This is a genomic window from Dankookia sp. P2 (genome assembly GCF_050632255.1).
Taxonomy (GTDB): domain Bacteria; phylum Pseudomonadota; class Alphaproteobacteria; order Acetobacterales; family Acetobacteraceae; genus Paracraurococcus.
In genome coordinates this window covers 5,904,105-5,927,245 of record NZ_CP192581.1, presented here as the reverse complement: position 1 = coordinate 5,927,245, position 23,141 = coordinate 5,904,105, and the positions used below count along the sequence as shown (strand labels likewise).

Annotated in this window: 26 protein-coding genes and 5 pseudogenes; 15 read left to right on the top strand and 16 right to left on the bottom strand. The window is 70.9% G+C overall.

All coding sequences use genetic code 11. The features are described from left to right. Position 1: 1 nt before the first annotated feature. On the bottom strand, positions 2-1,195 hold the full coding sequence (locus ACQ86J_RS35235) for a CoA transferase (protein ID WP_431269163.1): 1,194 nt from the start codon (positions 1,193-1,195) through the stop codon (positions 2-4). 414 nt (positions 1,196-1,609) lie between these two features. Here ACQ86J_RS35235 and ACQ86J_RS35230 point away from each other — a divergent pair, with 414 nt between their 5' ends. The 8 genes and pseudogenes from ACQ86J_RS35230 to ACQ86J_RS35195 all read left to right on the top strand — a co-directional run bounded on the left by ACQ86J_RS35230 (position 1,610) and on the right by ACQ86J_RS35195 (position 6,133). After that, the gene (locus ACQ86J_RS35230; protein ID WP_431272645.1) at positions 1,610-1,753 is read left to right on the top strand and encodes a KGG domain-containing protein; all 144 of its coding nucleotides are present in this window, start codon (positions 1,610-1,612) and stop codon (positions 1,751-1,753) included. Further along, positions 1,701-1,853, top strand: coding sequence for a KGG domain-containing protein (locus tag ACQ86J_RS35225; RefSeq protein ID WP_431272644.1), 153 nt, complete (start codon positions 1,701-1,703; stop codon positions 1,851-1,853). Before ACQ86J_RS35230 ends, ACQ86J_RS35225 begins: the two co-directional genes overlap by 53 nt. A 373-nt stretch (positions 1,854-2,226) precedes the next feature. Then, on the top strand, positions 2,227-2,496 hold the full coding sequence (locus ACQ86J_RS35220; protein ID WP_133289556.1) for a DUF6489 family protein: 270 nt from the start codon (positions 2,227-2,229) through the stop codon (positions 2,494-2,496). 30 nt (positions 2,497-2,526) lie between these two features. Continuing rightward, positions 2,527-2,685 (top strand): hypothetical protein, encoded by a 159-nt coding sequence (locus ACQ86J_RS35215; RefSeq protein ID WP_431269162.1) that lies wholly within the window; start codon positions 2,527-2,529, stop codon positions 2,683-2,685. A 340-nt stretch (positions 2,686-3,025) separates the two neighbouring features. Beyond that, complete coding sequence (locus ACQ86J_RS35210; RefSeq protein ID WP_431269161.1) at positions 3,026-3,586, top strand: energy transducer TonB; 561 nt, start codon at positions 3,026-3,028, stop codon at positions 3,584-3,586. A 342-nt stretch (positions 3,587-3,928) separates the two neighbouring features. After that, on the top strand, positions 3,929-5,074 hold the full coding sequence (locus ACQ86J_RS35205; RefSeq protein ID WP_431269160.1) for a DUF3141 domain-containing protein: 1,146 nt from the start codon (positions 3,929-3,931) through the stop codon (positions 5,072-5,074). Continuing rightward, positions 4,974-5,562 (top strand): annotated as a pseudogene (locus ACQ86J_RS35200) (DUF3141 domain-containing protein). The gene ACQ86J_RS35205 and the pseudogene ACQ86J_RS35200 overlap by 101 nt, the downstream one beginning before the upstream one ends. Continuing rightward, positions 5,486-6,133, top strand: coding sequence for a DUF3141 domain-containing protein (locus ACQ86J_RS35195; protein ID WP_431269159.1), 648 nt, complete (start codon positions 5,486-5,488; stop codon positions 6,131-6,133). Before ACQ86J_RS35200 ends, ACQ86J_RS35195 begins: the two are co-directional and overlap by 77 nt. A 22-nt stretch (positions 6,134-6,155) precedes the next feature. Here ACQ86J_RS35195 and ACQ86J_RS35190 read toward each other — a convergent pair whose 3' ends face one another. Beyond that, the gene (locus ACQ86J_RS35190; protein WP_431269158.1) at positions 6,156-6,965 is read right to left on the bottom strand and encodes an enoyl-CoA hydratase-related protein; all 810 of its coding nucleotides are present in this window, start codon (positions 6,963-6,965) and stop codon (positions 6,156-6,158) included. Positions 6,966-7,071: 106 nt separating this feature from the next. Between ACQ86J_RS35190 and ACQ86J_RS35185 the strand changes: the two genes are divergently transcribed. The 4 genes from ACQ86J_RS35185 (at position 7,072) to ACQ86J_RS35170 (ending at position 10,157) form a co-directional block, all read left to right on the top strand. Beyond that, on the top strand, positions 7,072-8,295 hold the full coding sequence (locus ACQ86J_RS35185) for an N-acyl-D-amino-acid deacylase family protein (protein ID WP_431269157.1): 1,224 nt from the start codon (positions 7,072-7,074) through the stop codon (positions 8,293-8,295). After that, entirely contained in the window at positions 8,279-8,770 is a 492-nt protein-coding gene (locus ACQ86J_RS35180) for an amidohydrolase family protein (RefSeq protein ID WP_431269156.1), read from the top strand. Before ACQ86J_RS35185 ends, ACQ86J_RS35180 begins: the two co-directional genes overlap by 17 nt. A gap of 155 nt (positions 8,771-8,925) precedes the next feature. After that, positions 8,926-9,654, top strand: coding sequence for a hypothetical protein (locus ACQ86J_RS35175; protein ID WP_431269155.1), 729 nt, complete (start codon positions 8,926-8,928; stop codon positions 9,652-9,654). Continuing rightward, a complete protein-coding gene (locus tag ACQ86J_RS35170) occupies positions 9,591-10,157 on the top strand; it encodes a hypothetical protein (protein WP_431269154.1) in 567 nt (188 codons plus the stop codon). Before ACQ86J_RS35175 ends, ACQ86J_RS35170 begins: the two co-directional genes overlap by 64 nt. A gap of 25 nt (positions 10,158-10,182) precedes the next feature. Here ACQ86J_RS35170 and ACQ86J_RS35165 read toward each other — a convergent pair whose 3' ends face one another. Next, positions 10,183-10,641, bottom strand: a complete 459-nt coding sequence (locus ACQ86J_RS35165) for a hypothetical protein (protein ID WP_431269153.1) — start codon at positions 10,639-10,641, stop codon at positions 10,183-10,185. Between the two features lie 44 nt (positions 10,642-10,685). Between ACQ86J_RS35165 and ACQ86J_RS35160 the strand changes: the two are divergent. Together ACQ86J_RS35160 and ACQ86J_RS35155 are read left to right on the top strand one after the other, a co-directional pair. Beyond that, a pseudogene (locus ACQ86J_RS35160) lies at positions 10,686-11,030 on the top strand (alcohol dehydrogenase catalytic domain-containing protein); the annotation flags it as partial. Positions 11,031-11,160: 130 nt separating this feature from the next. Then, positions 11,161-11,736, top strand: coding sequence for a zinc-binding dehydrogenase (locus ACQ86J_RS35155; protein WP_431269152.1), 576 nt, complete (start codon positions 11,161-11,163; stop codon positions 11,734-11,736). Here the strand turns inward: ACQ86J_RS35155 and ACQ86J_RS35150 are convergent. The 6 genes from ACQ86J_RS35150 to ACQ86J_RS35125 form a co-directional block, all read right to left on the bottom strand. After that, the gene (locus ACQ86J_RS35150) at positions 11,733-12,497 is read right to left on the bottom strand and encodes an SDR family NAD(P)-dependent oxidoreductase (RefSeq protein WP_431269151.1); all 765 of its coding nucleotides are present in this window, start codon (positions 12,495-12,497) and stop codon (positions 11,733-11,735) included. The two genes, ACQ86J_RS35155 and ACQ86J_RS35150, sit on opposite strands and share 4 nt — an antisense overlap. Then, positions 12,494-13,453: a 3-hydroxyacyl-CoA dehydrogenase family protein gene (locus ACQ86J_RS35145; protein ID WP_431269150.1), complete on the bottom strand. Its 960-nt coding sequence runs from the start codon at positions 13,451-13,453 to the stop codon at positions 12,494-12,496. The genes ACQ86J_RS35150 and ACQ86J_RS35145 overlap by 4 nt, the downstream gene beginning before the upstream one ends. Before the next feature lie 70 nt (positions 13,454-13,523). Continuing rightward, positions 13,524-14,381, bottom strand: coding sequence for a thiamine pyrophosphate-dependent enzyme (locus ACQ86J_RS35140; RefSeq protein WP_431269149.1), 858 nt, complete (start codon positions 14,379-14,381; stop codon positions 13,524-13,526). After that, positions 14,275-15,180, bottom strand: a complete 906-nt coding sequence (locus ACQ86J_RS35135; protein ID WP_431269148.1) for a thiamine pyrophosphate-binding protein — start codon at positions 15,178-15,180, stop codon at positions 14,275-14,277. The genes ACQ86J_RS35140 and ACQ86J_RS35135 overlap by 107 nt, the downstream gene beginning before the upstream one ends. Beyond that, positions 15,177-15,587 (bottom strand): carboxymuconolactone decarboxylase family protein, encoded by a 411-nt coding sequence (locus ACQ86J_RS35130; RefSeq protein ID WP_431269147.1) that lies wholly within the window; start codon positions 15,585-15,587, stop codon positions 15,177-15,179. The genes ACQ86J_RS35135 and ACQ86J_RS35130 overlap by 4 nt, the downstream gene beginning before the upstream one ends. Further along, positions 15,559-15,708, bottom strand: coding sequence for a hypothetical protein (locus ACQ86J_RS35125; RefSeq protein ID WP_431269146.1), 150 nt, complete (start codon positions 15,706-15,708; stop codon positions 15,559-15,561). Before ACQ86J_RS35125 ends, ACQ86J_RS35130 begins: the two co-directional genes overlap by 29 nt. A gap of 73 nt (positions 15,709-15,781) precedes the next feature. On the opposite strand from ACQ86J_RS35125, the gene ACQ86J_RS35120 reads away from it, so the two are divergent. Beyond that, positions 15,782-16,240 carry a hypothetical protein gene (locus tag ACQ86J_RS35120; RefSeq protein WP_431269145.1) on the top strand — a complete coding sequence of 153 codons (459 nt, stop codon included), beginning with the start codon at positions 15,782-15,784 and terminating at the stop codon, positions 16,238-16,240. Here ACQ86J_RS35120 and ACQ86J_RS35115 read toward each other — a convergent pair. From ACQ86J_RS35115 to ACQ86J_RS35085, 7 genes and pseudogenes are all read right to left on the bottom strand, one after another. After that, positions 16,233-16,712: a MaoC family dehydratase gene (locus ACQ86J_RS35115; protein ID WP_431269144.1), complete on the bottom strand. Its 480-nt coding sequence runs from the start codon at positions 16,710-16,712 to the stop codon at positions 16,233-16,235. The two genes, ACQ86J_RS35120 and ACQ86J_RS35115, sit on opposite strands and share 8 nt — an antisense overlap. Positions 16,713-16,716: 4 nt before the next feature. Next, positions 16,717-18,080: pseudogene (locus ACQ86J_RS35110) on the bottom strand (hydantoinase B/oxoprolinase family protein). Beyond that, positions 18,004-18,339, bottom strand: coding sequence for a hydantoinase B/oxoprolinase family protein (locus tag ACQ86J_RS35105; protein ID WP_431269143.1), 336 nt, complete (start codon positions 18,337-18,339; stop codon positions 18,004-18,006). Before ACQ86J_RS35105 ends, ACQ86J_RS35110 begins: the two are co-directional and overlap by 77 nt. After that, positions 18,339-18,644, bottom strand: a complete 306-nt coding sequence (locus tag ACQ86J_RS35100; protein ID WP_431272643.1) for a hypothetical protein — start codon at positions 18,642-18,644, stop codon at positions 18,339-18,341. Before ACQ86J_RS35100 ends, ACQ86J_RS35105 begins: the two co-directional genes overlap by 1 nt. Before the next feature lie 316 nt (positions 18,645-18,960). Beyond that, positions 18,961-19,653, bottom strand: a pseudogene (locus tag ACQ86J_RS35095) (hydantoinase/oxoprolinase family protein); the annotation flags it as partial. Positions 19,654-19,889: 236 nt separating this feature from the next. Then, positions 19,890-20,378 (bottom strand): annotated as a pseudogene (locus ACQ86J_RS35090) (hydantoinase/oxoprolinase N-terminal domain-containing protein); the annotation flags it as partial. Positions 20,379-20,382: 4 nt separating this feature from the next. Next, positions 20,383-23,136, bottom strand: coding sequence for a TRAP transporter large permease subunit (locus ACQ86J_RS35085; RefSeq protein WP_431272642.1), 2,754 nt, complete (start codon positions 23,134-23,136; stop codon positions 20,383-20,385). Between the last annotated feature and the right edge of the window lie 5 nt (positions 23,137-23,141).

Genomic DNA, 23,141 nt, shown 5'->3' with positions numbered 1-23,141 from the left:
ATCAGGCCCACTCGGCCCGATGCGTGCCGAGCGGCACTGGCGGCAGTGTCCAATGCGGCGGCGTCGCCGCCAGCCGGCCGGAATGCCGCAGCGCGGTCAGCGGGCCGAAGCCGCTCGGCCCGCTCTCCAGCAGGTCCCCCAGCTCCTCAAGCTTCGCCACCGGCACGCCGAAGCCGTCCTCCAGCCGCCCGAGGCTGCGCAACCACTGCCCGGTCCCGGCCAGCGAGACGGTGACCTTCCAGGAGCCGCCCTCCTCCGCCCGGCGCAGCAGTGCCGCTAGGGTGCCGAAGGCCAGCAGGAAGCCGGAGGCATGGTCGAGCGCCTGGGCCGGCAGCACGCGCGGCTCGGGGTCGGCCGGGTCGGCGCCGGCCGCCACGGCCTCGGCATGGTTGAAGCCGCTGGCGGTCTGCACCAGGCTGTCGAAGCCGCGCCGGCCGCCCCAGGGGCCGACCTCGCCATAGGCCGAGAGCGAGGTGCAGACGATCCCCGGCCGCAGCGCCGCAAGCTCGGCCGGCGCGAAGCCATGCGCCGCCACCGCGCCGGGGCGGTAGCCCTGGACGAAGACATCCGCCCCCGCCGCCAGCCCGCGCAGCGCCGCACGCCCCGCCTCGCTGCGCAGGTCGAGCGAGGCGCTGCGCTTGCCGCGGCCGGTATCTGGCAGCAGGTCGTCGAAGCTCGGCAGGTGCGCGGCGCTGATGTGCAGGACGTCGGCGCCGTGCGCGGCGAGGGTCCGGCCACAGACCGGCCCGGCGATCACCCGCGTCGCCTCCAGCACCCGGATGCCTTGCAGCGGCCGGTCGCCGAGCGGGGGCAGCGGCGTCGGCGGCGCCTCGCCGATCCGCTCGAGCCGCACCGGCGGCAGCGCCGCCACCGCCTGGCCCTGCGGATGCGCGTCCCATTCGGCGAAGCTGCGCATGGCGGCGACGCACATGCCGGCCTCGGCGGCCGCCTGCTCGAAGGCGAAGCCTTCCCAGTCCCGCAGCGCCTTGCCGACCGAGGCACGGTTGCCCTCGCAACCCAGCAGCCGCAGCACCCCGGCCCGGTGGTGCGGGAAATTGGTATGCAGCCGGACCCAGCGGCCATCGCCGCAGCGATAGGTGCCGGCAATGTCGTCCCAGCGCGCCGGGGCTGGGGCGTCGCCGAGCCGGAGATACCGCTCCGAGCCGGATTCCCAGCGCCGCGTGCCGCATCTCAACCTCGGCCTGCTGCGCGGGGCCGCCGCGCCGACGGTGGATTTCCGCCGCCGCCGCGGTCGCCGCGGCGATCGAGGCCTGGGCGGCGGCGCCGATCCGGAAGGAGGAGGGCAGCGCCGGCTCCTCCCCGTCAGCCGTGCCGGGGCCTCGTCCGCCAATCCCGCCCCCTGCCAGAGCCCGTCGAGGATCCTTCGCACCGCCGGTCCTGCCATCTGCGCCTCCTGCCCCACTGCCGAGCCTAGGACACCGCGGCCCCAGCCGAAACCCGCGCGGTCGTGGGCGGTTGGCGCTGCAACCGTTTTGCTAACGTCAAATAATGAATTGTTCCGATGGAAACGGCGGCGCCTCTACGCGTTTTACGAGTGGAGGCGCCATCGCGACGCCTCCCGCACGACAGAAGACGAATGGAAACGACCATGGCCAATCAGCAGCAGTCTGGCGGTGGTGGCAGGAACAATCCCGGCAACTTCGCCAATGACAGGGAAAAAGCGCGCGAGGCCGGCCGCGCTGGCGGCACCCATCAGGGCAAGGCGACCAATCCCGGCATATTTCGCGAATGACCGCCAGAAGGCGGCGGAAGCCGGGCGCAAGGGCGGCCAGCACAGCCATGGCGGGCATGGCAGCGCGCAGAGGGCCGAAGGCAAGGGCACAGCAAGTTAGCCGCGGGGCCGCGCCGGGCCTGCCGGCGGGGCTTTCCGCCTGAAACGCCGGTCATCGCCGCTCCTGGCACCGCCCCGCCTCGGGCACACGGTCGCCGCGTCGTCGCACCTCCGATCTTCGGGCCGGCGCGCAGGCGGCGGGACCGGCGGCTCGATGACCAGGGGGCCGTCCTTGCAAGGGCGCCCGGGCCGGGGCGGGTCCCGCCCCGGCCCGGCCTCTCCGGCGCAAGCGGGATAGGCCGCACCTGCACCTGCCGACCCCTTGCCGCGGCGGCGGACCGATCCGCCCCGTCGCGGCCTGGCAAACGCTGGCGGTGGGCCGCCGCCGGGTCCATATGGCGGGCTGGGCCGCAGCGGGGCGGAGCGCGCGACACATGAAGGTCAATGTCGAGATCGATTGCACTCCCGAGGAGGCCCGGCGCTTCCTCGGCCTGCCGGATCTGCGGCCGATGCAGGATGCGGTGATGGCCAAGGTGCAGCAGCAGATGCTGGACGCGGTCAACGTTCTGTCGCCCGAGAGCCTGCTGAAGACCTGGATGCCGCTGGCCCCGCAATCGCCGGAGCAGATGCGCGACGCCATGGCGGCGATGTTCCGCATGTTCACCCCCGGCGGCGGCGCGGGCGGCAAGTCCGGGCCGGGCTGACCATCAGGCGTGCGCGCATCCGAGCCACCGGTGATCGAGCGGCCCGCCGCCGCGCCGCGCCCGGCGCTGGCCTGGCCGCGCGTCGTGGTCGAGCCCGCGGCGCGGCCGCGCCCCGGCGGGGCCGGCGGGGCGGGCTGCGGCCCGGCCTCGCGGCCTCCATCCTTCTACATGGCGGCTTCTTCGCCCTGATCATCCTGGCGGTGCTGACCCGCGCGCCGCCACGCGAGCCCGGCTCGACCGAGGGCTTCGAGGTGGAGTTCATGCCGCCCGAGGACGCCGCGCCCGGTGGACCGCCGACCCCGCCGGCCCCGCTGCAGGCGGTGCCCATGACCGTCCCGCCCGCGCCGCCGCCCCTCTTGCCGACGCAGCCGCCGCAACCGCCGCGGGAGGTGACGCCGCCGCCCCTGCCGCCGGCGGCGCCCCTGCTGGCCCCTTCGGCCCCTTCGGCCCCCACGGTGACCGCGGTGCCGCCGCCGCCCGACCTGCGCCGTGCCGAGATCCCCCACCGCCGCCGGCACAGCCCGACGCCATGCCCCTGCCGCCGCCACCACCCCCGGCGCCGCGCCAGGAACGGCAGCAACAGGAGGCCACGGTCATCGCCCCGCCGCGCCCGGTCCGGCCGGCGCCGCCGACCGAACGGCTGCCCGGGCTCTGGCTGCCCGATGGCGCGAGGCTGGCGCCCTCGCCCGCGCCGCGGCCGGATGCCCCGGCGCGGCGGGGGATGGATCTCTCGCTCAACTCGCTGTCCGTCATCGGCCGCAACCAGCCGGAGGCGCAGGTCAGCATCCGCGGCGCCAATGTCGGGGATGACTGGCGGAAGGGCTTCCGCCGCTGGCTCGACGAGAATGTCCGCTATCCGGCCAATGCCGCCGCCGTTGGGGATGAGGGGGTGAACCGCATCCAGTTGCTGGTCGCGCCCGACGGGCGGGTGAAGTCCTGGCGGATCGTGCGGCGTTCGGGCTCGGTCTGGCTGGATGCCGGGCTGGAAGGGCCGTTCCGCAATGCGGTGCTGCCCGCCTTCCCACCTGGCGCCGATCCTGATGGGGTAGAAATCAACCTTACGGTTCATTGGAACATCATCCGGCAGTAGCATCGGGCATGGCGGGCAAGGCCGGTCCCGGCTATGCCTCGCTGCCGCGCGATGCCCCGCCGGCAGATCGGGCGGGAGCCGGAGGCTGGGCCTGGCGTTGGCGTGAGGGATGCGGGCCGGGCGGCATTGTCGGCCGCGCGAACGAGGCTGCCGCAGGCCTTCCCGCCACCCGGGCCGGATGCGCAATTGGCTGGACCGGGCTTATGCTGCAGTGCACCATAAAGCCACGAGCAAGGAACGCCTAACCTATGACCATGCTGCCTCCGCCCCCGGCCCGCGAGTTCATGCTGCGCGGGGCCGAGACCATGTCCCGGGTGATGGACCAGGCCCGGGCCCTGGCGGATGTCACCCGCCGGCGAGGCCGAGGCGCTCCGGCCGAGCTTCACCCCGCCCAAGGCGCCCCCGCCGCCGGCCAATCCGGCGACCCTGGCCCGCGATGCCGCCGAATATGCGTTGGATGCCGCGCAGCGCGCCGTCCTGTTCTGGGACACCATGCGCCAGGCCGGCAACACCTTCACCGAGCACGAGGAGGCCGGTTGCCCGCCGGTGCTGTTCTTCGACTACGACATGGTGGTCGATGGCCGCACCCTGTCGCGGCCCTGCAACTATGCCCTGGTGCGCATCCAGGTGCCGGAGGATTGCCCGCCGACAGACCCGAAGCTGCGGCCCTTCGTCATCATCGACCCGCGCGCCGGCCATGGCGCCGGCATCGGTGGCTTCAAGTCGGACAGCCAGGTGGGCGTCGCGCTGCGCCGCGGCCATCCCGTTTATTTCGTCATCTTTTTCCGCGATCCGGAGCCGGGCCAGACCATCCTCGACATCACCCGGGCCGAAGGCATTTTCCTCGAGAAGGTGCACGAGGCGCATCCGCAGGCGCCGAAGCCGGTCGTGATCGGCAACTGCCAGGGCGGTTGGGCGGTGATGATGCTGGGCGCATCCCAGCCGGAGCTGACCGGCGCGCTGGTGCTGAACGGCGCGCCGCTGTCCTATTGGGCGGGCGAGCGCGGCCGCAACCCGATGCGCTACCTCGGCGGCCTTGCCGGCGGGTCCTGGCCCGCGGCGCTGATGGCGGATCTGGGCAACGGCAAGTTCGACGGCGCCGGGCTGGTGCTGAACTTCGAGAGCCTCGTCGCCCGCCAACACCTGGTTCAAGAAGTACTACAACCTGTTCCAGAAGGCCGACACCGAGGCCGAGCGCTTCCTCGATTCGAGCGCTGGTGGGGCGGCTACTTCCTGATGAACCGCGACGAGATCCGCTGGATCGTCGAGAACCTGTTCATCGGCGACCGCTTCGCCCGCGGCGAGATCAGCGCCGGCGGCGGCGCCGACCTTCAACATGCGGGCGGTGCGCAGCCCCGTCGTCGTCTTCGCCTCGGCCGGCGACAACATCACCCCGCCCGGCCAGGCGCTGCGCTGGATCGCCGACGTCTACCGCGACGAGCAGGAGATCAAGGCGCTCGGCCAGACCATCGTCTATCTGATGCATGACGACATCGGGCACCTCGGCATCTTCGTCTCCGGCGCGGTGGCGCTGAAGGAGCATTCGGAGATCGCCGAGCTGCTGACGCTGATCGACAGCGTCGCTCCCGGCCTCTACGAGATGCTGATCACCCGCGAGTCCGACAGCAATGCCTCGGCAGGTCGAGCTCAAGGAGCGGACCATGGCCGATATCCGCGCCCGCAGCGGGGAAGCCAAGAACGAGGCCTTCCCGGCGGTCGCCAAGATCTCGGCGCTGAACCAGTCGATGTACGACCTGTTCGTCGCGCCGGTGGTGCGGCAGATGGCGACCGAGGAGAGCGCCGAGAAGCGCCGGCAGATGCATCCGCTGCGTCTGCGCCGGACCCTGGTCAGCGACAAGAACCCGCTGATGGCCTCGGTCCCGGCCTTGGCCGGGCTAGGTGAAGCAGAACCGCCGCCCGGCCCGCCCCGACAATCCCTTCCTTGCCTGGGAGAGCCTCTGGGCCGAGAGCGTTGAGCGCAGCCTCGACACCTGGCGCGACTGGCGGGACGCCTGGACCGAGATCGCCTTCCACGGCGTCTATGGCGCCCTCGCCGCGGTCGGCGTGGCCGGCGGCGAGACGCCGGAGGAGGCGCCCTCCGCCGCATCGCTGGCCGATGCGCCGGAAGTCCGCCAGGCGCTCGCCCGCATCGCCGCCGGCGGCTATGCCGAGGCGGTGGTGCGGATGATGATCCTGCTGGCCCAGGCGCGCGGCGGCGTCCGGCGCTCGCGCCTCGCCCGGTCCAATGCGCTGATGCAGAACGAGCCGCCCTTCAGCGAGATGACCGCCAGCGCCCGCCAGGCGCTGATCCGCGAGCAGACGGTGATCGCCAGCATGGCGCCCGCCGAGGCGCTGGCCGCCCTGCCGAAGCTGCTGCCGAAGCTGGCCGACCGCCGCCGCGCCATGGCGGCGGTGGAAGGCGTGGCCGGGCCGGAGGAGGAGCTGGGCGATGCAGCGCAGGCGATGCTCGGCCAGCTGCGCAGCGCGCTTGGCCTGAGTGGTGGGCTGGTGCCGGTGGGCTACGAGATCGCGGCCGTGCCGGATTGAGCCGCCCGCGGGGAGGTGCCCCCTACCGCCCCTTGAAGTCCGGCTTGCGCTTTTCGTTGAAAGCCTTGATGCCCTCGATCCGGTCCTCGGTCGGGATCAGCTGGTAATAGGCCTCGATCTCGAACAGCATGCCGCTCGCGCGGTCCATCTGCAGGCCCTGGGTGATCGACTTCTTGGCCTGCCGCACGCTGAGCGGCGCGTTGGCGGCGATGGTCCGCGCCGTCTCCAGCACCGCCGGCAGCAGCTCGGCGGCCGGATAAAGCTTGTTCACCATGCCCCAGGCCAGCGCATCGGCGGCGGAGAAGGGCCGCCCCGTCAGGATGACCTCCTTCGCCCGCCGCTCGCCGATGGTGCGCGGCAGGTTTTGCGTGCCGCCGGCGCCCGGCATGATGCCAAGCGTCACCTCGGTCAGGGCGAAGCGCGCGGTCTCGGCCGCATAGGCGAAGTCGCAGCAGAGCGCGAGCTCGAGCCCGCCGGCGAAGGCCGCGCCGTTGATCGCGCCCAGCAAGGGCGGCGGGCAGGCCAGGACGGCGCGGGCCATCCGCTCGAACAGGTAGTGCTGGGCGGAGAAATCGGCATCGGTCATGCCGTTCCGCTCCTTCAGGTCGGCGCCGGCGCAGAAGGCCCGCTCCCCCGCCCCGGTCAGCACCACGCAGCGATAGGCGCCGGGCGTCGCTTCCAGCGCCTGGAAGACCTCAATAATCTCGCGGCCCATCTGACTGGTGAAGGCATTCGCCCGGTCCGGGCGGTTCAGCGTCACCTGCAGGATGTGCTCGGCCGGCTCCTGCACCAGCAGAGTATCGAAGGCGCGGTCGAGCGCGGCGAGCTGCATGGGGGTCTCCTCCTCGATTGGGGGCGGGACGCTACCCCCATCGCCGGGCTTGGAACCCCACCCAAAAAGCCTAGCCTGCTACCCAACAGGCAAAGGGAAACGGACCATGGAAGACCTGGTGATCCGCGGCGGCACCGTCATCGACGGCAGCGGCGCCGCAGGCCGGAAGGCGGACCTGGCCATCAAGGACGGGCGGATCTCGGCAATCGGCGAGGATCTACCGCGCGGCGCCGAGGAAATCGACGCGACCGGCCGGCTGGTGACCCCGGGCTTCGTCGACATCCACACGCATTATGACGGCCAGGCGGTCTGGGACAGCCATCTCGCCCCGTCGGCGATCCATGGCGTGACCACGGCGGTGATGGGCAATTGCGGCGTCGGCTTCGCCCCGGTGCGGCCGGGCACCGAGATGCAACTGATCGAGCTGATGGAGGGCGTCGAGGACATCCCCGCCCCGGTTCTGTCGCAGGGCCTCGACTTCCGCTGGGAGAGCTTCGCCGAATACCTCGACGTGCTGGACCGGAAGCCGCGCGACATCGACATCTGCGCCCTGGTCCCGCACGCCGCGGTGAGGGTCTATGTCATGGGCGAGCGCGCGCTGGCGCTTGAAAGCGCCAATCAGGGCGACATCGCCGAAATGCGCCGCCTGGTCGCCGAGGCGGTCGAGGCCGGCGCCTTCGGCTTCTCGACCAGCCGCACCATCAGCCACAAGACCTTGAAGGGCGACTTCACCCCGACGCTGCGGGCGCAGGAGGAGGAGCTGTCCGGCATCGCCGACGGGCTGCGCGCCGTCGGTCGCGGCTTCATGGGATTTGTCTCCGACTTCAACCAGCCCGACCCGGCGACCGAGTTCGGCCTAATCCGGCGCGTGGTGGAACGCAGCGGCCGGCCGGCGGTCTTCTCCCTGACGCAGCGGCACGATCGCACCGAGGTCTGGAAGGAGCTGCTCGCCCTCTCGAACCAGGCGGCGCGCGAGGGCGTGGCGATCCGCCCGGTCTTCCCGCCGCGGCCGATCGGGATCCTGATGGGCCTGCTCGGCAGCCAGAACCCGTTCAGCGGCGCGCCGTCCTACAAGGCGATCGCCCAGCTGCCGGTCTCGGCGCGCGTCGCCGCGATGCGCGACCCGGCGACCCGCGCCCGCATCCTGTCCGAGGACCGCTTCGCCGGCAGCACATTTCCCGCTGCTGACCCGGCTCTCCTTCGACCGCATGTTCCCCTTCGGCGACCCGCCCGACTACACCCCGCCGCAGGAAAGCAGCATCGGCGCCCAGGCGGCGCGCGAAGGCCGCCGTCCCGAGGAGGTCGCCTACGACATGCTGCTGGCCGATGAGGGCGAGAGCTTCATCTTCTGCGCCCTCACCAACTATGCCGACTACACGGTCGAGGCCAGCGCGGAGTTGCTGCGGCATCCCAACACCATCGTCGGGCTTTCGGATGGCGGCGCGCATGTCGGCTTCATCTCCGACGGCAGCTTCCCCAGCCACCTGCTGACCTATTGGGGCAAGGTGCGCGGCCTGCCCGTCGAGGAGCTGATCCGCCGGCAGACCAGCGACACCGCCCGCGCCGCCGGGCTGCCGGACCGCGGGCTGCTGAAGCCCGGGATGCGCGCCGACCTCAACGTCATCGACTGGGAGGCGCTGGCGCTGAACCGGCCGGGGATGCTCTACGACCTGCCGGGCGGCGGGCGCCGGCTGATGCAGACGGTGCGCGGCTACGACGCCACCATCGTCGCCGGCGCCATCACCTACCGGCATGGCGAGGCGACCGGCGCCCTGCCCGGCAAGCTGGTGCGCTGCCCGGCATAGGGGTAAGGCCGGGGAGGAAGCATCCTCCCTGGACGCTCCTCTATTTCTGTGAGTCGGCAGCCGACGCGCGGCGAGGGCCAGACCCACAAAAAAGGAAGGGTGGGGTTTGGGGAGGGAATACTTTTCCCTCCCCAATCTTTCTGAGGAGTTCAACCATGGCCATGGAGCGCCAGTTCCGCCTGCTGCTTTTGGCGCTCGGGGCGATGTTCGCGCAGCAGACCTTCGCCTCGATCGGCCGCGGCCTGCCGGCGGTGGTGGCGCCCGCGGTCATCGCCGACCTGCATTTCGACCCCGCCTGGTTCGGCACCTATGTCAGCCTCTCGGCCCTGGCGGCGCTGACCTTCCAGCTCGGCTGCGGCAGCTTCCTGATCCGCCACGGCGCCCTGCGCATGAGCCAGGTGGCGCTGGTCATGCTGGGCATCGGCCTCGGCGCCGCAGCCAGCGGCAACGTCCTGCTCTTCATCGTCTCGGCGGTGATCGGCGGCGGCGGCGCGGCGGTCTCGACGCCGGCCAGCTTCGCACCTGCTCGGCCGCTATTGCCCGCCGCGCACCGCACCGCTGGTCTATTCCATCAAGCAGACGGCGGTGCCCGCCGGCCTGCTGCTGGCAGGGCTGCTCGGCCCGGCGCTGATCGGCTGGACCGGCTGGCGCGGCACCTTCCTGGTCGCCGCTGCGGCCTGTCTTGGCTTCGTGCTGGTGCTGCAGCCGTTGCGGCGCGAACTTCGACTCCGATAGGCAGCCGAGCCGCCGCTTCCACCTGCGCGACTTCGGCACGACGCTCGGCACCGTCACCGCGACGCGCGACCTGCGGACACTGTCGATGGCCTGTTTCGCCTTCAACGGGCTGCAGACCGTCTTCACCGCGTACTTCATCATCTTCCTGACGACGCACGGCCAGGACCTGGCGGCGGCGGGGGCGATCTTCTCGCTGGCGATGGTCGTCGCCCTGCCCTGCCGGGTGCTCTGGGGCTGGCTCGGCAGCGGCTTCGTCGCGCCGCGGCTGATGATGGCGGGGCTCGCCTTCGGCATGGCCGCCAGCGCCGGGCTGCTGGGGATCTTCGGCCATCGCTGGCCGCTATGGGCGATCGCCGTCGCCGGCATGGTGCTGAGCGCGACGGCAATGTCCTGGCACGGCGTGCTGCTGGCCGAAACCGCGCGGCTGGCGCCCGACAACATGCACGGGGCCGCGACTGGCGGTGTGCTCTCCTTCGGCCAGGTCGGTGCCTTCCTGCTGCCGCTGGCCTATGCCGCCTGCCTCAGCCTCACCGGCAGCCACGGCATGGGTTTCGTGGTCTGCGGCCTGCCGGCGCTGCTGGTCGGCCTGGCCCTGCTGCGCGGCGGCGGCGCGCAGCAGGCGGAGCCGGTTGCCTATTCGACCGCGACGTAGGGCTGGCGCTTCACCTTGTCCATGTTCAGCCCCTCGATCCGCAGCAGGCGGGTGGCGCCGTCGCGGCGGGGGAGTGCAGCACGCCGGGTTCGTACAGGTAGGCGTCACCCGGCTTCAGCACGTAGTCCTGGGTCCGCTTCGCCTTGCCAGGCTGGTCGCCCTCGGGCCGCGCCAGGCAATCGTAGTCGGTCATGACGGTCTCGCCTTCCGCCTGGCCGTAGATCGCCCAGGAAGGCCCGTGGTCGTGCGGGCTGCTGTTCTTCGCGCCCTTGTAGGCATGCGCGAGGATGGTGAAGCCGAGATCGGGATCCTCGTAGAGCACCTTCCGCTCCGGCGTGCCCTCGGGCAGCGCGGCGGCGACGAAGCCGGGATCCTTCAGCGCCGCCTGCACCAGTTCGACCACATGGACGCGGCCGGCGGGGCCGGGATCGGCGACCAGGGCCTGGCGGCATTGCCGGGCGAATTCCTCGACGGACAGGGACATGGCTGGGTCCTCCTTTGGCGCAAGCAAGCCGGGTGCCGGCCGGGATGTCAAACCCCGCGCCCGTGCCGCAGAATAGCGCCAAGAACGCGGGAGGGCGAAGCATGCGCGCAGTGTGGTACGACCGGACCGGGCCGGCGCGGGAGGTGCTGCACTACGGCGAGCGCCCCCTGCCCCTCCCCGCGCCGGGCGAGTTGCGGGTGAAGCTGCTCGCCTCCGGCGTCAACCCGGCGGATACCTATCGCCGCGCCGGGACCAGCTACGCCAACGGATTCCCGCTTATCGTCCCAAACAGCGACGGCGCGGGTTTTATCGAGGCGTTGGGCGATGGCGCCGACCCCGCGCTGCTCGGCCGAAGGGTCTGGCTCTACAACGCGCAGCGCTTCCGCCCCTTCGGCACGGCCGCGGAGTTCACCTGCGTGCCGGCGGAGTGCGTGCACGACCTGCCGGAGGACGTCCCCTTCGAGGTCGGCGCCTGTCTCGGCATCCCCGGCATGACGGCGCATCGCTGCCTCTTCGCCGATGGGCCGGTGGCGGGGCTGCGGGTGCTGGTGTCGGGCGGCGGCGGCGCGGTCGGCAACTACGCGGTGCAAGCTGGCCCGCTGGGGCGGCGCGGCGCAGGTGCTGGCGACGGCGAGCGGCGGCTGGAAGGCCGAGGATGCCGCGACCGCCGGCGCAGAGGCGGTCTTCGACTACCGCGCGCCGGATTGCGCCAAGCAGATTTTGGCGGCGACCGGCGGGCATGGCGTGGACCGCATCGTCGAGGTCGATGTCGCCGGCAATGTCGCGCTTTGGTCCGCGGTGGTGGCGCTGAACGGCAGCGTCATTGGCTATGCCAGCCGCGGCGGACCGACCCCGCCGATCCCGGTCTCCGGCACGTTGATGCGGAAGAACGTCAACCTGCGCGGCGTGGTGCTGAACAGCGCCCCGGCCGCGGCTCGGCGGCAGGCGATGGAGGAGATCACCCGCTGGCTGCGGGAAGGCACGCGGCTGCACCGCGTCGCCGCCACCTTCCCGCTGGCCGAAACCGCCGCCGCGCATGAAGCCGTGGAGGCCGGCACCAAGCGCGGCACCGTGGTGGTGCTGCCCCAGGCCTAGCCAAGCGTCAGCCCGCCATCCACCGTCACGGTCTGGCCGGTCACCATCGCCGCGCCGGCGAGGAGGAACAGCATCACCTCCGCGAGGTCGTCGGTGGTGCAGCGCCGCTTCAGCAGCGCCTTGTCGATCGAGCCGCTGCGCTGCTCGTTCGACCACTCGATCATCCAGGAACTGTCCACCGCGCCTGGCGCCACCGCGTTCACCCGCACATCCGGCGCCAGCGCCCGGGCCAGGTTCTTGGTCAGGCTCACCACGCCCGCCTTGGTCGCGCCATAGGCCATCGACGACCCGACCGACCCCAGCCCGGCGATCGAGGCGGTGTTCACCACCGCGCCCTTTGCCGCCCGCAGCGCCGGCGCCGCCGCCTTGGTGCAGCGGAAGACGCCCACCAGGTTCACTTGCAGCAGCGTGTCCCAGAGCTCGTCGGTGATCCGGTCCAGCTCCTTCGGCGCAATGGTCGTGCGGCTGCCCGGCGTGCCGGCATTGTTGGCCAGGTAGTCCAGCCGGCCGAGATCGCGGACCGCCTGCTCCACCATCCGCACGCCGTCGGCGGCATCGCCGACATTGCCGGGGGCGGAGATGACATCGAGCCCTTCCGCCTTCAGCTTCTCCACCTGTTCCGGCCCGCGCACGTCATCGGCCAGGTGGTTGATCGCCACCTTCGCACCGTTGCGCGCCAGCTGCGTGACCAGCGCCAGCCCGATGCCAGAGGCGCCGCCGGTCACCAGCGCCGTCTTGCCCGTGAGTTCGTAGCGGATCATTCGCTTCGCTCCAGCCCTGCCATGGTCCCGATCTCGCGCATTGCCTGCTTCAGTTGGATCAGGCGCCGGTCGCGTGCCTCGAACAGCGCCGCCGGGTCGCCCGGCCAGTCGTAGTAGCCGGCGCCGGCCAGCACGCCGGTGCGGCCTTCCTCGACCAGCTTGTCGAGCACCGGGCTGCCGCCCTTCGGAACCGGCGGCGTGTAGCTCTTGTTCCGCGCCACCGCCTGCATCAGCGGCAGGCCGGTGAAATCCGCCTTGGCGTAGAAGCCGAGGATCGGCAGCCGCAGCGCCAGCCCGTGGATGATTGCCGCGTCGATCTCCGCCGCGGTCGCCACGCCCTCGTCGAGCAGGTTCTGCACCTCGAGCCCGATCGCCGCCTGGATGCGGTTGGCGACATAGCCGGGGACGAATTTCTTCAGCCCGAGCGGCTGCTTGCCCATGGCTTTCAGCATGGAGAAGACGCTGTCGAAGGCCGCGGGCTCGCATTTCGGCCCGGGGATCATGTCCACCAGGTCCACCAGATAGGGCGGCGTGTACCAATGCGCGATCAACGCCTTGGCCTGCCGGGCTTCCGGGATCAGCGGGAAGACATCCAGGTGGCTCGTATTGCTGGCGAGGATGGCATCCGCCGGCGCGCAGGCGTCGAGCCGCGCATAGAGCTCACGCTTCGCCTCCGGCACCTCAATGATCGCCTCGACGATCAGCTCGGCGCCGTCCACCGCCTCTTCCAGGCGCTCATGCCGCGTCACCGCCTGGGCGAGGTGGCCCGAGGTCCAGTCCTTCGGCGCCTCGCCGCCCTGCACCAGGGTGGCGAGTGCCGTCTCCATCAGCCCCTGCGCCTTCGCCAGGGTTGCCGGGTTGCTGTCGGTCAGCCGCACCCGGTGCCCGCCGAGCGCGAAGACCAGCGCCAGCGCATGCCCCATGGTGCCGGCGCCGATGACCGCGACACGTGCCATTATCTGCTCTCCTCTGCTTGGTCGGCCGATTCACGCCTGCACGCCATGCGGCGCTCCGGCGACCGGGCGACTAGGGCGTCCAGGGCTCCGGTGCCCGGCAGTCGATGTCGGTGACGACGTCCACCACGCAGGCCTCGCCGCTCGCCATCGCCTCGGCCAGCGCGGCCGCGAGGTCCCGCGGCCGCTCGACGCGGATGCCCTTCAGGCCGAACTGCCGCGCCACCGCGGCGAAGTCGGTCGGGCCGAAGCGCAGCACCTGCTCCGCCGCCACCGGCCGGTTGCCGGCCTGCTTCAGGTAGTTCGGCCAGCCCTGGCCGAAGCCCGAGTTGTTATTCACCACCAGCGTCACCGCGATGCCGCGCCGCTTCGCCGTCTCCAGCTCCGGCAGGTGGTAGTACAGCGCGCCGTCGCCCGACCAGCACACCACCTTGCGATCCGGCGCCGCGCATTTCGCGCCGAGCGAGGCCGGGAAGGCCCAGCCCAGCGACCCCGCCGCACGCAGATAGGTCTGGCCCGGCTCGAGCTCGACCAGCGTGCCGGTCCAAATGCCGGAATAGCCGGTATCGGCCACCAGGATGCCGTCCGGCGGCAGGGCGCGGGTGATCTCGGCGCAGAGCCGCGCCGGGTCGATGGCGACGGCATCGCTCGCCAGCCGTGGCGCGATCTCCCGGCGCCAGCCGGCCATGATCGCCTGCGCCTCGGCCAGGAAGCCGCCATCGCGCACCGGCGTCCCGACCGCCACCGCCAGCGCCGCCACCGCCGCCTTCGGGTCGCCCAGCAGTGCTACCTCGGTCGCGTAGCTGCGCTCGAACTCTAGCGGGTCAGCATCGATCTGCACCACCCGCGTGCCGGGCTTCGGCACCCGCCAGCCATGAGTCACCTGGTCGCCGGTGTCGCAGCCGATGAACAGCACCAGCTTCCGCCGCATGCACCACCTGGTTCGCCGGTGGCGCGGAGTAGTTGCCGACCACGCCGACATGCAGCGGGTGCCGCGTGGAGATCATGCCGCGCGCGCCGAGCGAGGTGGCGACCGGTGCCCGCAGCGCCTTCGCCAGCGCCAGCACCTCCGCCCCGCAGCCCGACAGCGCCGCGCCATCGCCGGCGACAATGACCACGCGCGAGGAGGAGAGCAGCGCCGCCGCGGCCGCCCGAACCGCGGCGGGATCCGCCCCCGGCCGGTGGCGCGGCGTGGTCCAGCCACCAAGTGCGGCCGGCGCCTCCATTGTTTCGCTAGTCTCGACGAACTCGCCCATCAAGCCGTTGAGGTCGAGATGCACCGGTCGCGGAGGCGCTGCGACGGCGGCCGCCCAGGCCTGGCGGAATTGCCGCGGCAGGTCGGCGGCCTCGAGTACCTGCGCCGCATGCCTGGTCACCGGCGCGAAGAGCGGCGCATGCGCCACTTCCTGGTAGGCGTTGCGATGCTGGTGCCCGACCGGCTTGTGCCCGGTCAGCGCAAGCACCGGGCTGCGGCCGAGCCAGGCATCCTGCAGCCCCGCCGCGAGGTTGGCCGTGCCGACCGACTGCGCCGCCACCACGCCCGGCCGGCCGGAGACCCGGCCATAGGCATCGGCCATGTAGACCGCCGCCTTCTCGGTATGAGCGAGAACCGGCTGCACACCGACCCGTTCGAGCTCGAGCAGGGTCCGCCGCAATACCGCGTCGACGAAGAAAAGATGGGTCTGCCCTGACTCCTTGAGGCTGCGGGCCAGCCATTCGAAGCCCTTCACGACAGCGGGTCCGCGCCGTTGATCTCGAGCGCTTCCAGCACGCGGGAGACGCAATTGTAGCCGGCGATGGTGACGACCAGTTCCACGACCTGCCGCGGCGGCAGCGCCGCCTTGACCTGGACGAAGATGTCCTCCGGCACATGCACCTGCCTGGTCATGGCATCGCAGAGCGCCAGCGCCGCCGTCTCCGCCGCGTCGAACAGCCCGCATTGCACCGACCAGTCCGGCAGCGCATCCAGTTGCGCCTGGGTGGCGCCTTCCTTCAACGCAATCGGTGCATGCGCCGCCCATTCGTATTGCGCGCCGTTGATCGCGGCCACCTGGCACATCGCCAGTTCCCGCAGCTTGCCCGACAGCTCGGTCTTCCAGCGCACCGCATCATAAAGTTCGATCCAGCCCTTCGCCACCGGCGGACTGTTCCAGCAACATGCGGTGGAGGTGGCCGAGCTTCCCACGGCTGGCCAGGATATGGGCCGCAGCCTCCCGGTTCTCCGGCGCCTCCGGGTCGGCATAGGGGATGCGGGCCATGGCGATGCGTCCTCGGCTTGTCGTTTGTGCGTTGGCGGCGATACTGCCCCGACAAGCGACAGGAGGAAACCCGATGGCCGACCTGCTGATCCAGCCCGGACGCGGCGAAGGCGTGCGCTACCAGGACCTGGAGAACCCGGCAGACACTTGGCACTGGCTGGAGAAGCCGCCCGCCGGCGCCACGGACGGCACGCCCTATGCCTTCATTGCCTCGCTCGGCGATGTGAGCCGCCCGGCGCCCTTCCTTTACACGGTGGAGCTCGACATCGCCGAGGCCGACCTGCCGGCGGTGTACGAATGGTATGAGAAGGAGCACCTGCCGCTGCTGACCAGCGTGCCCGGCTGCATTGGCGGCACGCGCTACAAGCGGCTGGATGACGGCCGTCCGAACCTGCTGGCCGCCTACCGGTTCGAGCGGCCGGAGGTGAACCAATCCCCCGAATGGATCGCCGGCCGCAGCACCGCCTGGTGTGAGCGCATCCGCCCGCTCTTCCGCGGTACGCGGCGCTATGTCCGCCGGCTCCTCAGCTGACCGAGCGCTTCCGCAGCAGGTAGCGGTGGCGGCCTTCCAGCACCTGCACGCCGTGCTGGTTGTGGATGGTCGCCCGCAGGCCGAGGATGCCGGTGCTACGCTGCGCCGTCAGCTCGTCGACCTCCAGTAAGGGATAGAGCGTGTCGCCCAGCACAACGGGGTGTAGGAAGCGGCTCGATTGTTCCAGGAAGCCCTTCAGCGAGTCCTCGACCATGTGCGGAAACAGCCCGGCCCCGGCGCAGGTCTGGATCGCCACCTGGTAGCCATGCGCCAGCATGCCGGACAAGCCATGCGCCTTGCAGTACTCCGCATCGTAGTGGATCGGGTGGTTGTCGCCGGAGGCAGCCTGGAAGGCGGCGAACAACCCGCTGGTCATGGTGCGGGACGGCAGCGGAAAGCGTTCGCCGAGCGTGAAATCCTCGAACCAGCGCTGCTCCGGAACCAGCCGGTGCGCCCGCGGGTCGAAGCTCATCGCGTCACGTAACCCAGTGCGAGGTCGCGCGCCCGGGCCGCCGGATCGCGTGCGGCAGGGTCGCCGAAGCCGCCGCCGCCCGAGGTTTCCAGCCGCACGCGGTCGCCCTGCTGCAAGGGCATGTTGTCCGATTTCGGCGGCAAGGACTCTCGGCGCCGTCCCGCGTCAGCACCAGCCTGCCGGTCGAGGCCGCACCGCCGCCGGCCAGCCCATAGGGGGCATGGACGAAGCGGTCCATGTTGGCGGTGAAGAAGCAGCGCGGACTGTCGACGCGCCATTCCCGCAGCAGGCCGAGCCCGCCGCGCCGTGCCCCGGTGCCGCCGGAATCCGGCAGCAATCCGTAGCGGATGATGGTTAGCGGCGCCTGCGCCTCGATCATCTCCACGGGGATGTTGCTGTTGTTGTGCATGCCGGAGGACAGCGCATTGACGCCGTCCTTGGCCGGATGCGCGCCGGTGCCGCCGATCTCGATCTCCACCAGCACCTCGCGCTTCGCATCCGCCGCGACGGTCTGGAAGGTGCAGACATAGGAGTTGCCGTAGTAGGCGGCCGGGATGCGGTCCGGCACCGCCTGGTGCAGCGCGCCGAACATGGCGTTCAGCAGCCGATGCGTGACGGCGATGCGGTGCACCACCGGCGCCGGATGGCGGGCATTCACCACCAGTCCTTCCGGCGCGAAGGTGCTGATCGGGCGGTAGCAGCCGGCATTGGCGGCAAAGGGCTCGTCGCAAGCGCACATGACGGCGAACATCACCGCGGCATTGCTGCTGGCCAGTGTCGCATTGGTCGGCCCCTGCACCTGCGGCGAGCAGCCGGACAGGTCGACCGAGATTTCCTCCCCTTGATGGTCAGCGCAACATGCAGCCTGATCGGCTTGCCGAGATCGATCCCATCGTCGTCGAGCCAGTCGGTGAACTCGTAGGTGCCGTCCGGCATGCGCGAAATGGCGGCGCGCATCGCCGCCTCGCTCATGTCGAGGATGCGGCGCCCGGCCTCCAGCATCCCGTCCGCGCCATAGCGCGCCGCCAGCCGCCGCAGCGCCGTGGCGCCGACCTCAAGCGAGGCGATCTGGCTCTGCAGGTCGCCGAGCAGCAGGTCGGGCTTGCGGATGTTCTGCCGGATCATTGCCCAGACGCCCTCGTTGCGGACGCCGTTCTCGATCAGCTTGAGTGGCGGGATCCGAAGGCCTTCCTGGAAAATCTCGATCGCCTTGGCGGCGTAGCTGCCGGCCACCAGCCCGCCCACGTCGATGTGGTGGCAGAGCGTGCCGACGAAGGCGATACGCTTGCCTTCATGGAACACCGGCCTGAAGGCGCAGATGTCCGGCAGGTGCTGGCCGCCACAATAGGGGTCGTTGGAGATGACCACATCCTCCGGCCCCCAGCTCGCCGGGTCCACATACTTGTCCAGCAGCTTCGCGCAGAAAATGCGACATGCTGTTGAGATGGCTCGGGATGCGGGCGGACTGAGCCAGGTTGTTGCCCTCGGCGTCGAAGACGGCGGTGGAATAATCCAGCAGCTCGCGCACGATGGTGCTGCGCGAGGTGCGCCAGACCGTCACGTCCATCTCCGCCGCCGCGGCGGTCAGGGCGTTGCGGATGACCTCGATCTCGATAGGGCCCAGCATCACGCGTCACTCCGGGCGATCAGCGCGCCGGCGGCGCCGAGCGTGGCGGTCCAACCGCGGGCGATCCAGTGGGTGGCGAAGGGCTCCTCGACCAGTGCGGGGCCGGTGATGCGGTCCTCGGGCGGCAGCGCCTCGCGGTCCCAGACCGGGACGTCGCGCCAGGCGCCCTCCTCGAAGACGCGGCGCGTGCCCTTGCAGGGCTGGGCGCGCGGCCGGTGACGGATCCGTGGCCTCGGGCTTCGGCAGGCGCCCGGTGGCGATGGCGCGAAGGGTGACGATCTCCACCGCCTCGGCCTCGTCTGCATAGCTGAAGCGCTGGCGATGCATCGCGTGGAAACGCGCCAGCAGCGCCGGCAGGCCCGGCGCATCGGGCCAGGGCACCAGCAGCTCGAAGGCCTGGCCATGGTAGCGCATATCGACGGCGACCACGATCTCGCGCCACTCCGGCGCCACGCCGTCACGCGCCAGCCCGGCATCCGCCTCGGCGCGCAGCGCATCCATCAGCGCCGCGATCGCCGGCAGGCTGGCCGGCACCGCCGGCATGACGCGGGACCGTGCGATATCCTGCACCAGGTCGCTGTAGAGTATGCCATAGGCAGACAAGGTGCCGGGCTCGCGCGGGAAGATCACCTCGCGGATGCCCATCTCGGCGGCGACGTCGGTCGCATGCAGCCCGCCGGCGCCACCGAAAGACAGCAGGGAGAAGTCGCGCGGGTCCAGCCCTTTCTCGAACAGCGAAAGCCGCACCGCGGCGCCGAGATTGGCGTTTACCACGGTCAGCATGCCCTGGGCCGCCGGCTCCACCGCCAGGCCGAGCTTGTCGCCGACCTCCGCCGCGATCGCCGCGCGGGTCGCCGGCATGTCTAGCTTCATCATGCCGCCCAGGAAATAGTCGGGATCGAGGCGGCCGAGCGCCAGGTTAGCATCCGTCACCGTCGGCTCGGTCCCGCCGCGGCCATAGGCCACGGGCCCGGGGCGGGAGCCGGCGCTGCGCGGCCCGATCGTCAGCCGCCCGCCAGGATCGACCGAGGCGGTGGAGCCGCCGCCGGCGCCGATGGTGCGCATCTCGACCATCGGCAGGCGCACCGGCAAGCGGTCGATCTCGCCCTGGGTCACGACGGAAACGCGCCCGCCCTGCACAACGGAGACGTCGTAGCTCGTGCCGCCCATATCCACCGCAACCAGGTTCGGTCGCCCAAGCAGCTGGGCGATCCGCCCCGCCGCCAGCGCGCCGCCGGAAGGGCCCGAGAGCAACAGCCGTGCCGGCTGTTCCGCGGCATGCCGCAGGCTACAGACGCCACCATTGGACTGCACCAGGAAGACCAGCGGATGGAAGCCCCCTGCCCCAGCCGCGCTTCCAGCTTTTCGAGATAGGCCTTCACCACCGGCATCAGCAGCGCGTTCAGCACCGTGGTGCTGCTGCGTTCGTACTCGCGGATCTCCGGGCTGATCTCGGAGCTGAGCGAGACCGGCAGGGCCGGCCGCGCGGCCTGGATCAGCGCCTTCAGCCGCTGCTCATGCGCCGCATTGGCGTAGGCGTGCAGCAGGCAGACCGCGACCGTTTCGGCCCCCAGCGCATCCAGCCGCGCCAGCAGGGCCGGCAGCGCGGCCTCGTCCAGCGGCTGCTCGGCCGTGCCGTCCGCCCGCATGCGTTCCGGCACGCCGATGCGGCGGTCCCGCTCGATCAGGCAGGGGAAGGGATCGAGATCGACCTTGTAGAGCTCCCGCCGGACATGGCGGGTGATCTCCAGCACGTCCTCGAAGCCTGCCGTGGTCAGCAGCACGCCGCGTGCCAGCTTCCGCTCGAGCACCGCGTTGGTGGCGATGGTGGTGCCGTGCAGCAGCAGGCCGACATCGGAAAGCGCGAATCCGAAGCGCTCCGCCGCCTCCGTCACGCCGCGCAGCAGGCCGATGCTCGGATCCTCCGGCGTCGTCGGGGTCTTCCAGGCGCGCACGCTACCGTCGCGGGCGTCGAGTACCTGAAGGTCGGTGAAGGTGCCGCCGATATCAACGGCGATGCGGACCGGTCGCTCACTCATAGGTTCAACCCATAACCCGTGGCAGCCAGAGCGCAATCCCCGGCCAGATCATCAGCAGCGCCACCGCCAGCAGGTAGGCGGCAAGGAAGGGCATCACCCCGACGAAGACATCGGTGATCGGCCCCGGCCGCGGACGCATGCCCTGCAGGACGTACATCACGGTGCCGTCCGGCGGGCTGATCTGGGCGATCTCCACCAGCATCGTCACCATCACGCCGAACCAGATCGGATCGTAACCGAGCGCGGTGACGACGGGGAAGACTACCGGCACCGTGGTGATGATCATGGAGAAGCCCTCCATGAAGGTACCGAGCGCCAGGTAGAGCGCCAGGATGCAGGCCATGATGGCCCAGGGCGGCAGCGGCAGCCCGCCGATGAAGCCGGCCAGCGTCTGCGGCACGTTGATCGCGGTCAGCAGGTAGTTCAGCAGGTAGGCGCCGAAGATGATCAGGCCGAGCAGCGCCGTGTTGCGCGCCGTCGCCTCGGCGCTCGCATTCAGCAGGCGGAAGGAGAGCTTGCCCTCGATCGCGGCGAAGACCGCGGCGCCGACCACGCCCAGCGCCGCGGCCTCGGTCGGGGTGGCGAAGCCGGCATAGATCGAGCCGAGGACCAGCAGCATCAGCAGCAGGGTCGGCACCAGGTCGATCAGCGCCCGCAGCTTCAGCGCCAGCGGCAGCCGCGGCGGCTTCTCCATCGGGTGGCGGAGCCCATGCACCAGGATGACGCCGAGGAAGAGGCCGGTGACCAGCAGGCTCGGCAGAAGTGCTGCGATGTAGAGCGCGCCGACCGAGGTCTCGGTGATCAGCCCGTAGATGATGAAGGTGATCCCCGGGGGGATCAGATTGCCGAGCGCGCCGCCGGCGGCGAGCGAGCCGAGCACCATGCGCTGGCTGTAGGCGCTGCTGTTGAAATAGGGCAGCGCGACGGAGCCCATCGTTGCCGCGGTCGCCACCGAACTGCCCGAGATCGCCGAGAACACCGCGCAGGAGACGATGTTGGTGTGCAGCAGCCCGCCCGGCAGCCGGTTCAGCCAGACGTTCAGCGCGCGGTACAGCCTGTCCGACAGCCCGGCACGCAGCAGGATCTCTCCCATCAGCAGGAAGAGCGGCACGGCGACGAGGACGAAGTTCGACGAAGGTCCCCACAGCGTCTGCCCGGCAAAGGCCCACCAGGGCCGGTCGGAAAAGGTGAGGCCGATCAGGATGCCGAGCAGCCCGAGCACCGCCGCGATGTAGACGCCTGCGCCGAAGAAGACCAGGAAGGCGCCGGTCAGCGCCAGGATCTCCACGACCGGCACCGCCTGGCCGCCAGAGGCCGCGGCGAAGATGGCAGCCGCCAGCAGCACCAGCAGGAAGACGACGGCGATCACCGCGTACCCTCCCGTGCCATCTCGACCGCTTCCAGCGCCTCCGCCGTCTCGTCCTCCAGCGTGCGCGAACTCAGCAGGGTGTCGAGGTCGGCGCCGCGCCCGAGCATCAGCGACAGGACCGATCTCGATCGCCAGCACCAGGATCATCAGGCAGAAGGCGAGGATGCCGAAGGTCCAGATGCCCTGCGGCAACACGAGCGGCACGCGCAGCGCGCTGTTGTCGTGCGCGTCGAACAACAGGCTCTCATCCACCAGGCCATAGGCCGCCCAGGCGCAGAACACCGCGAAGACCGCCAGCAGCAGCAGCGAGAGCAGGTGCAGCGCCGCGCGAAGGCCGAGCGGCAGGCGGTTGACCCAGACATCGACGCGGATATGCGCGCGCCGCGCCAGGGTATGCGCCAGGCCCCAGGCGATGCCGCCGGCCAGCATGTAGCCGGTGATCTCGATCGTTGCCTTGGAGGAAAAGCCGAACAGGCTGCGCGCCACCACGTCGAAGGTGATGAAGAGCGCGCAGGCGATGTAGTTCCAGCCGGCGACATGCGCCATGACGGCGGCGAGCCACGCTGCGCCGGCCTGGAGCGCCCGCGCCGCACGCAGCGGCGCGGGGATCGCGGTCGTGCCGCTCACCCGCCGAAGCGCACGCCGGCGATCGGCGCGATCACCTGGTTGAACACCTCGCCGCAGCGCGCTCCGCAACGCTTGACGAAGCCGGGAAGCACGTCTTTGTCCAGGATCTCGCGCAGCGCCGCGCGGTCCGCCTCGGTCGCCGGGACCTCGGTCATCGGTCGCGTCGCCAGGGTGTGGATCTTGCAGCTTTCCGCCTTGCCTGTCGCGCAGTCGAGCCCGTCCCGCGTCGCCGCATCGCCCAGCGCCCATTGCCTGTCGTTGACCTCGGCGAAGGCCGCCTCCAGGAGCCGCGCGCACCGCGGGGTCCAGCTTGTTCCACCAGGCGACATTGACCATGTAGCCGGCAAGCGCCCAGGACACCGGCAGGTTGGAGATATGCGTGGTCACCTCGGGCCAGCGCGCGGCGACGCCGCTGCCGGTACCGGTGATGGCGCAATCCACCACGCCGCGTTCCAGCGCCGAATAGACCTCGGGGAAGCCGATCGAGACCGGCTGGGCGCCGAGGGCAGTGAAGAAGTCCACCAGCGAGTTGCCGAAGGTGCGGATCTTGCGGCCCTTCAGGTCGGCGAAGCTGGTGAAGGGTGCGCGGCAATAGACCACCTGCGCCGGGAAGGGATAGATGACCATCAGCCGGGCGCCGAAGCGTTCGAGGTCCTTGTTGACCACGGGCAGCATCGCCTCGGCGATCCTGCGCGCATCGCCGATGCCCGGCGCGAGGCCGGCGAGGTCGACGCCGTCGAGGATCGGCACGTCGCCCGACAGCGTGC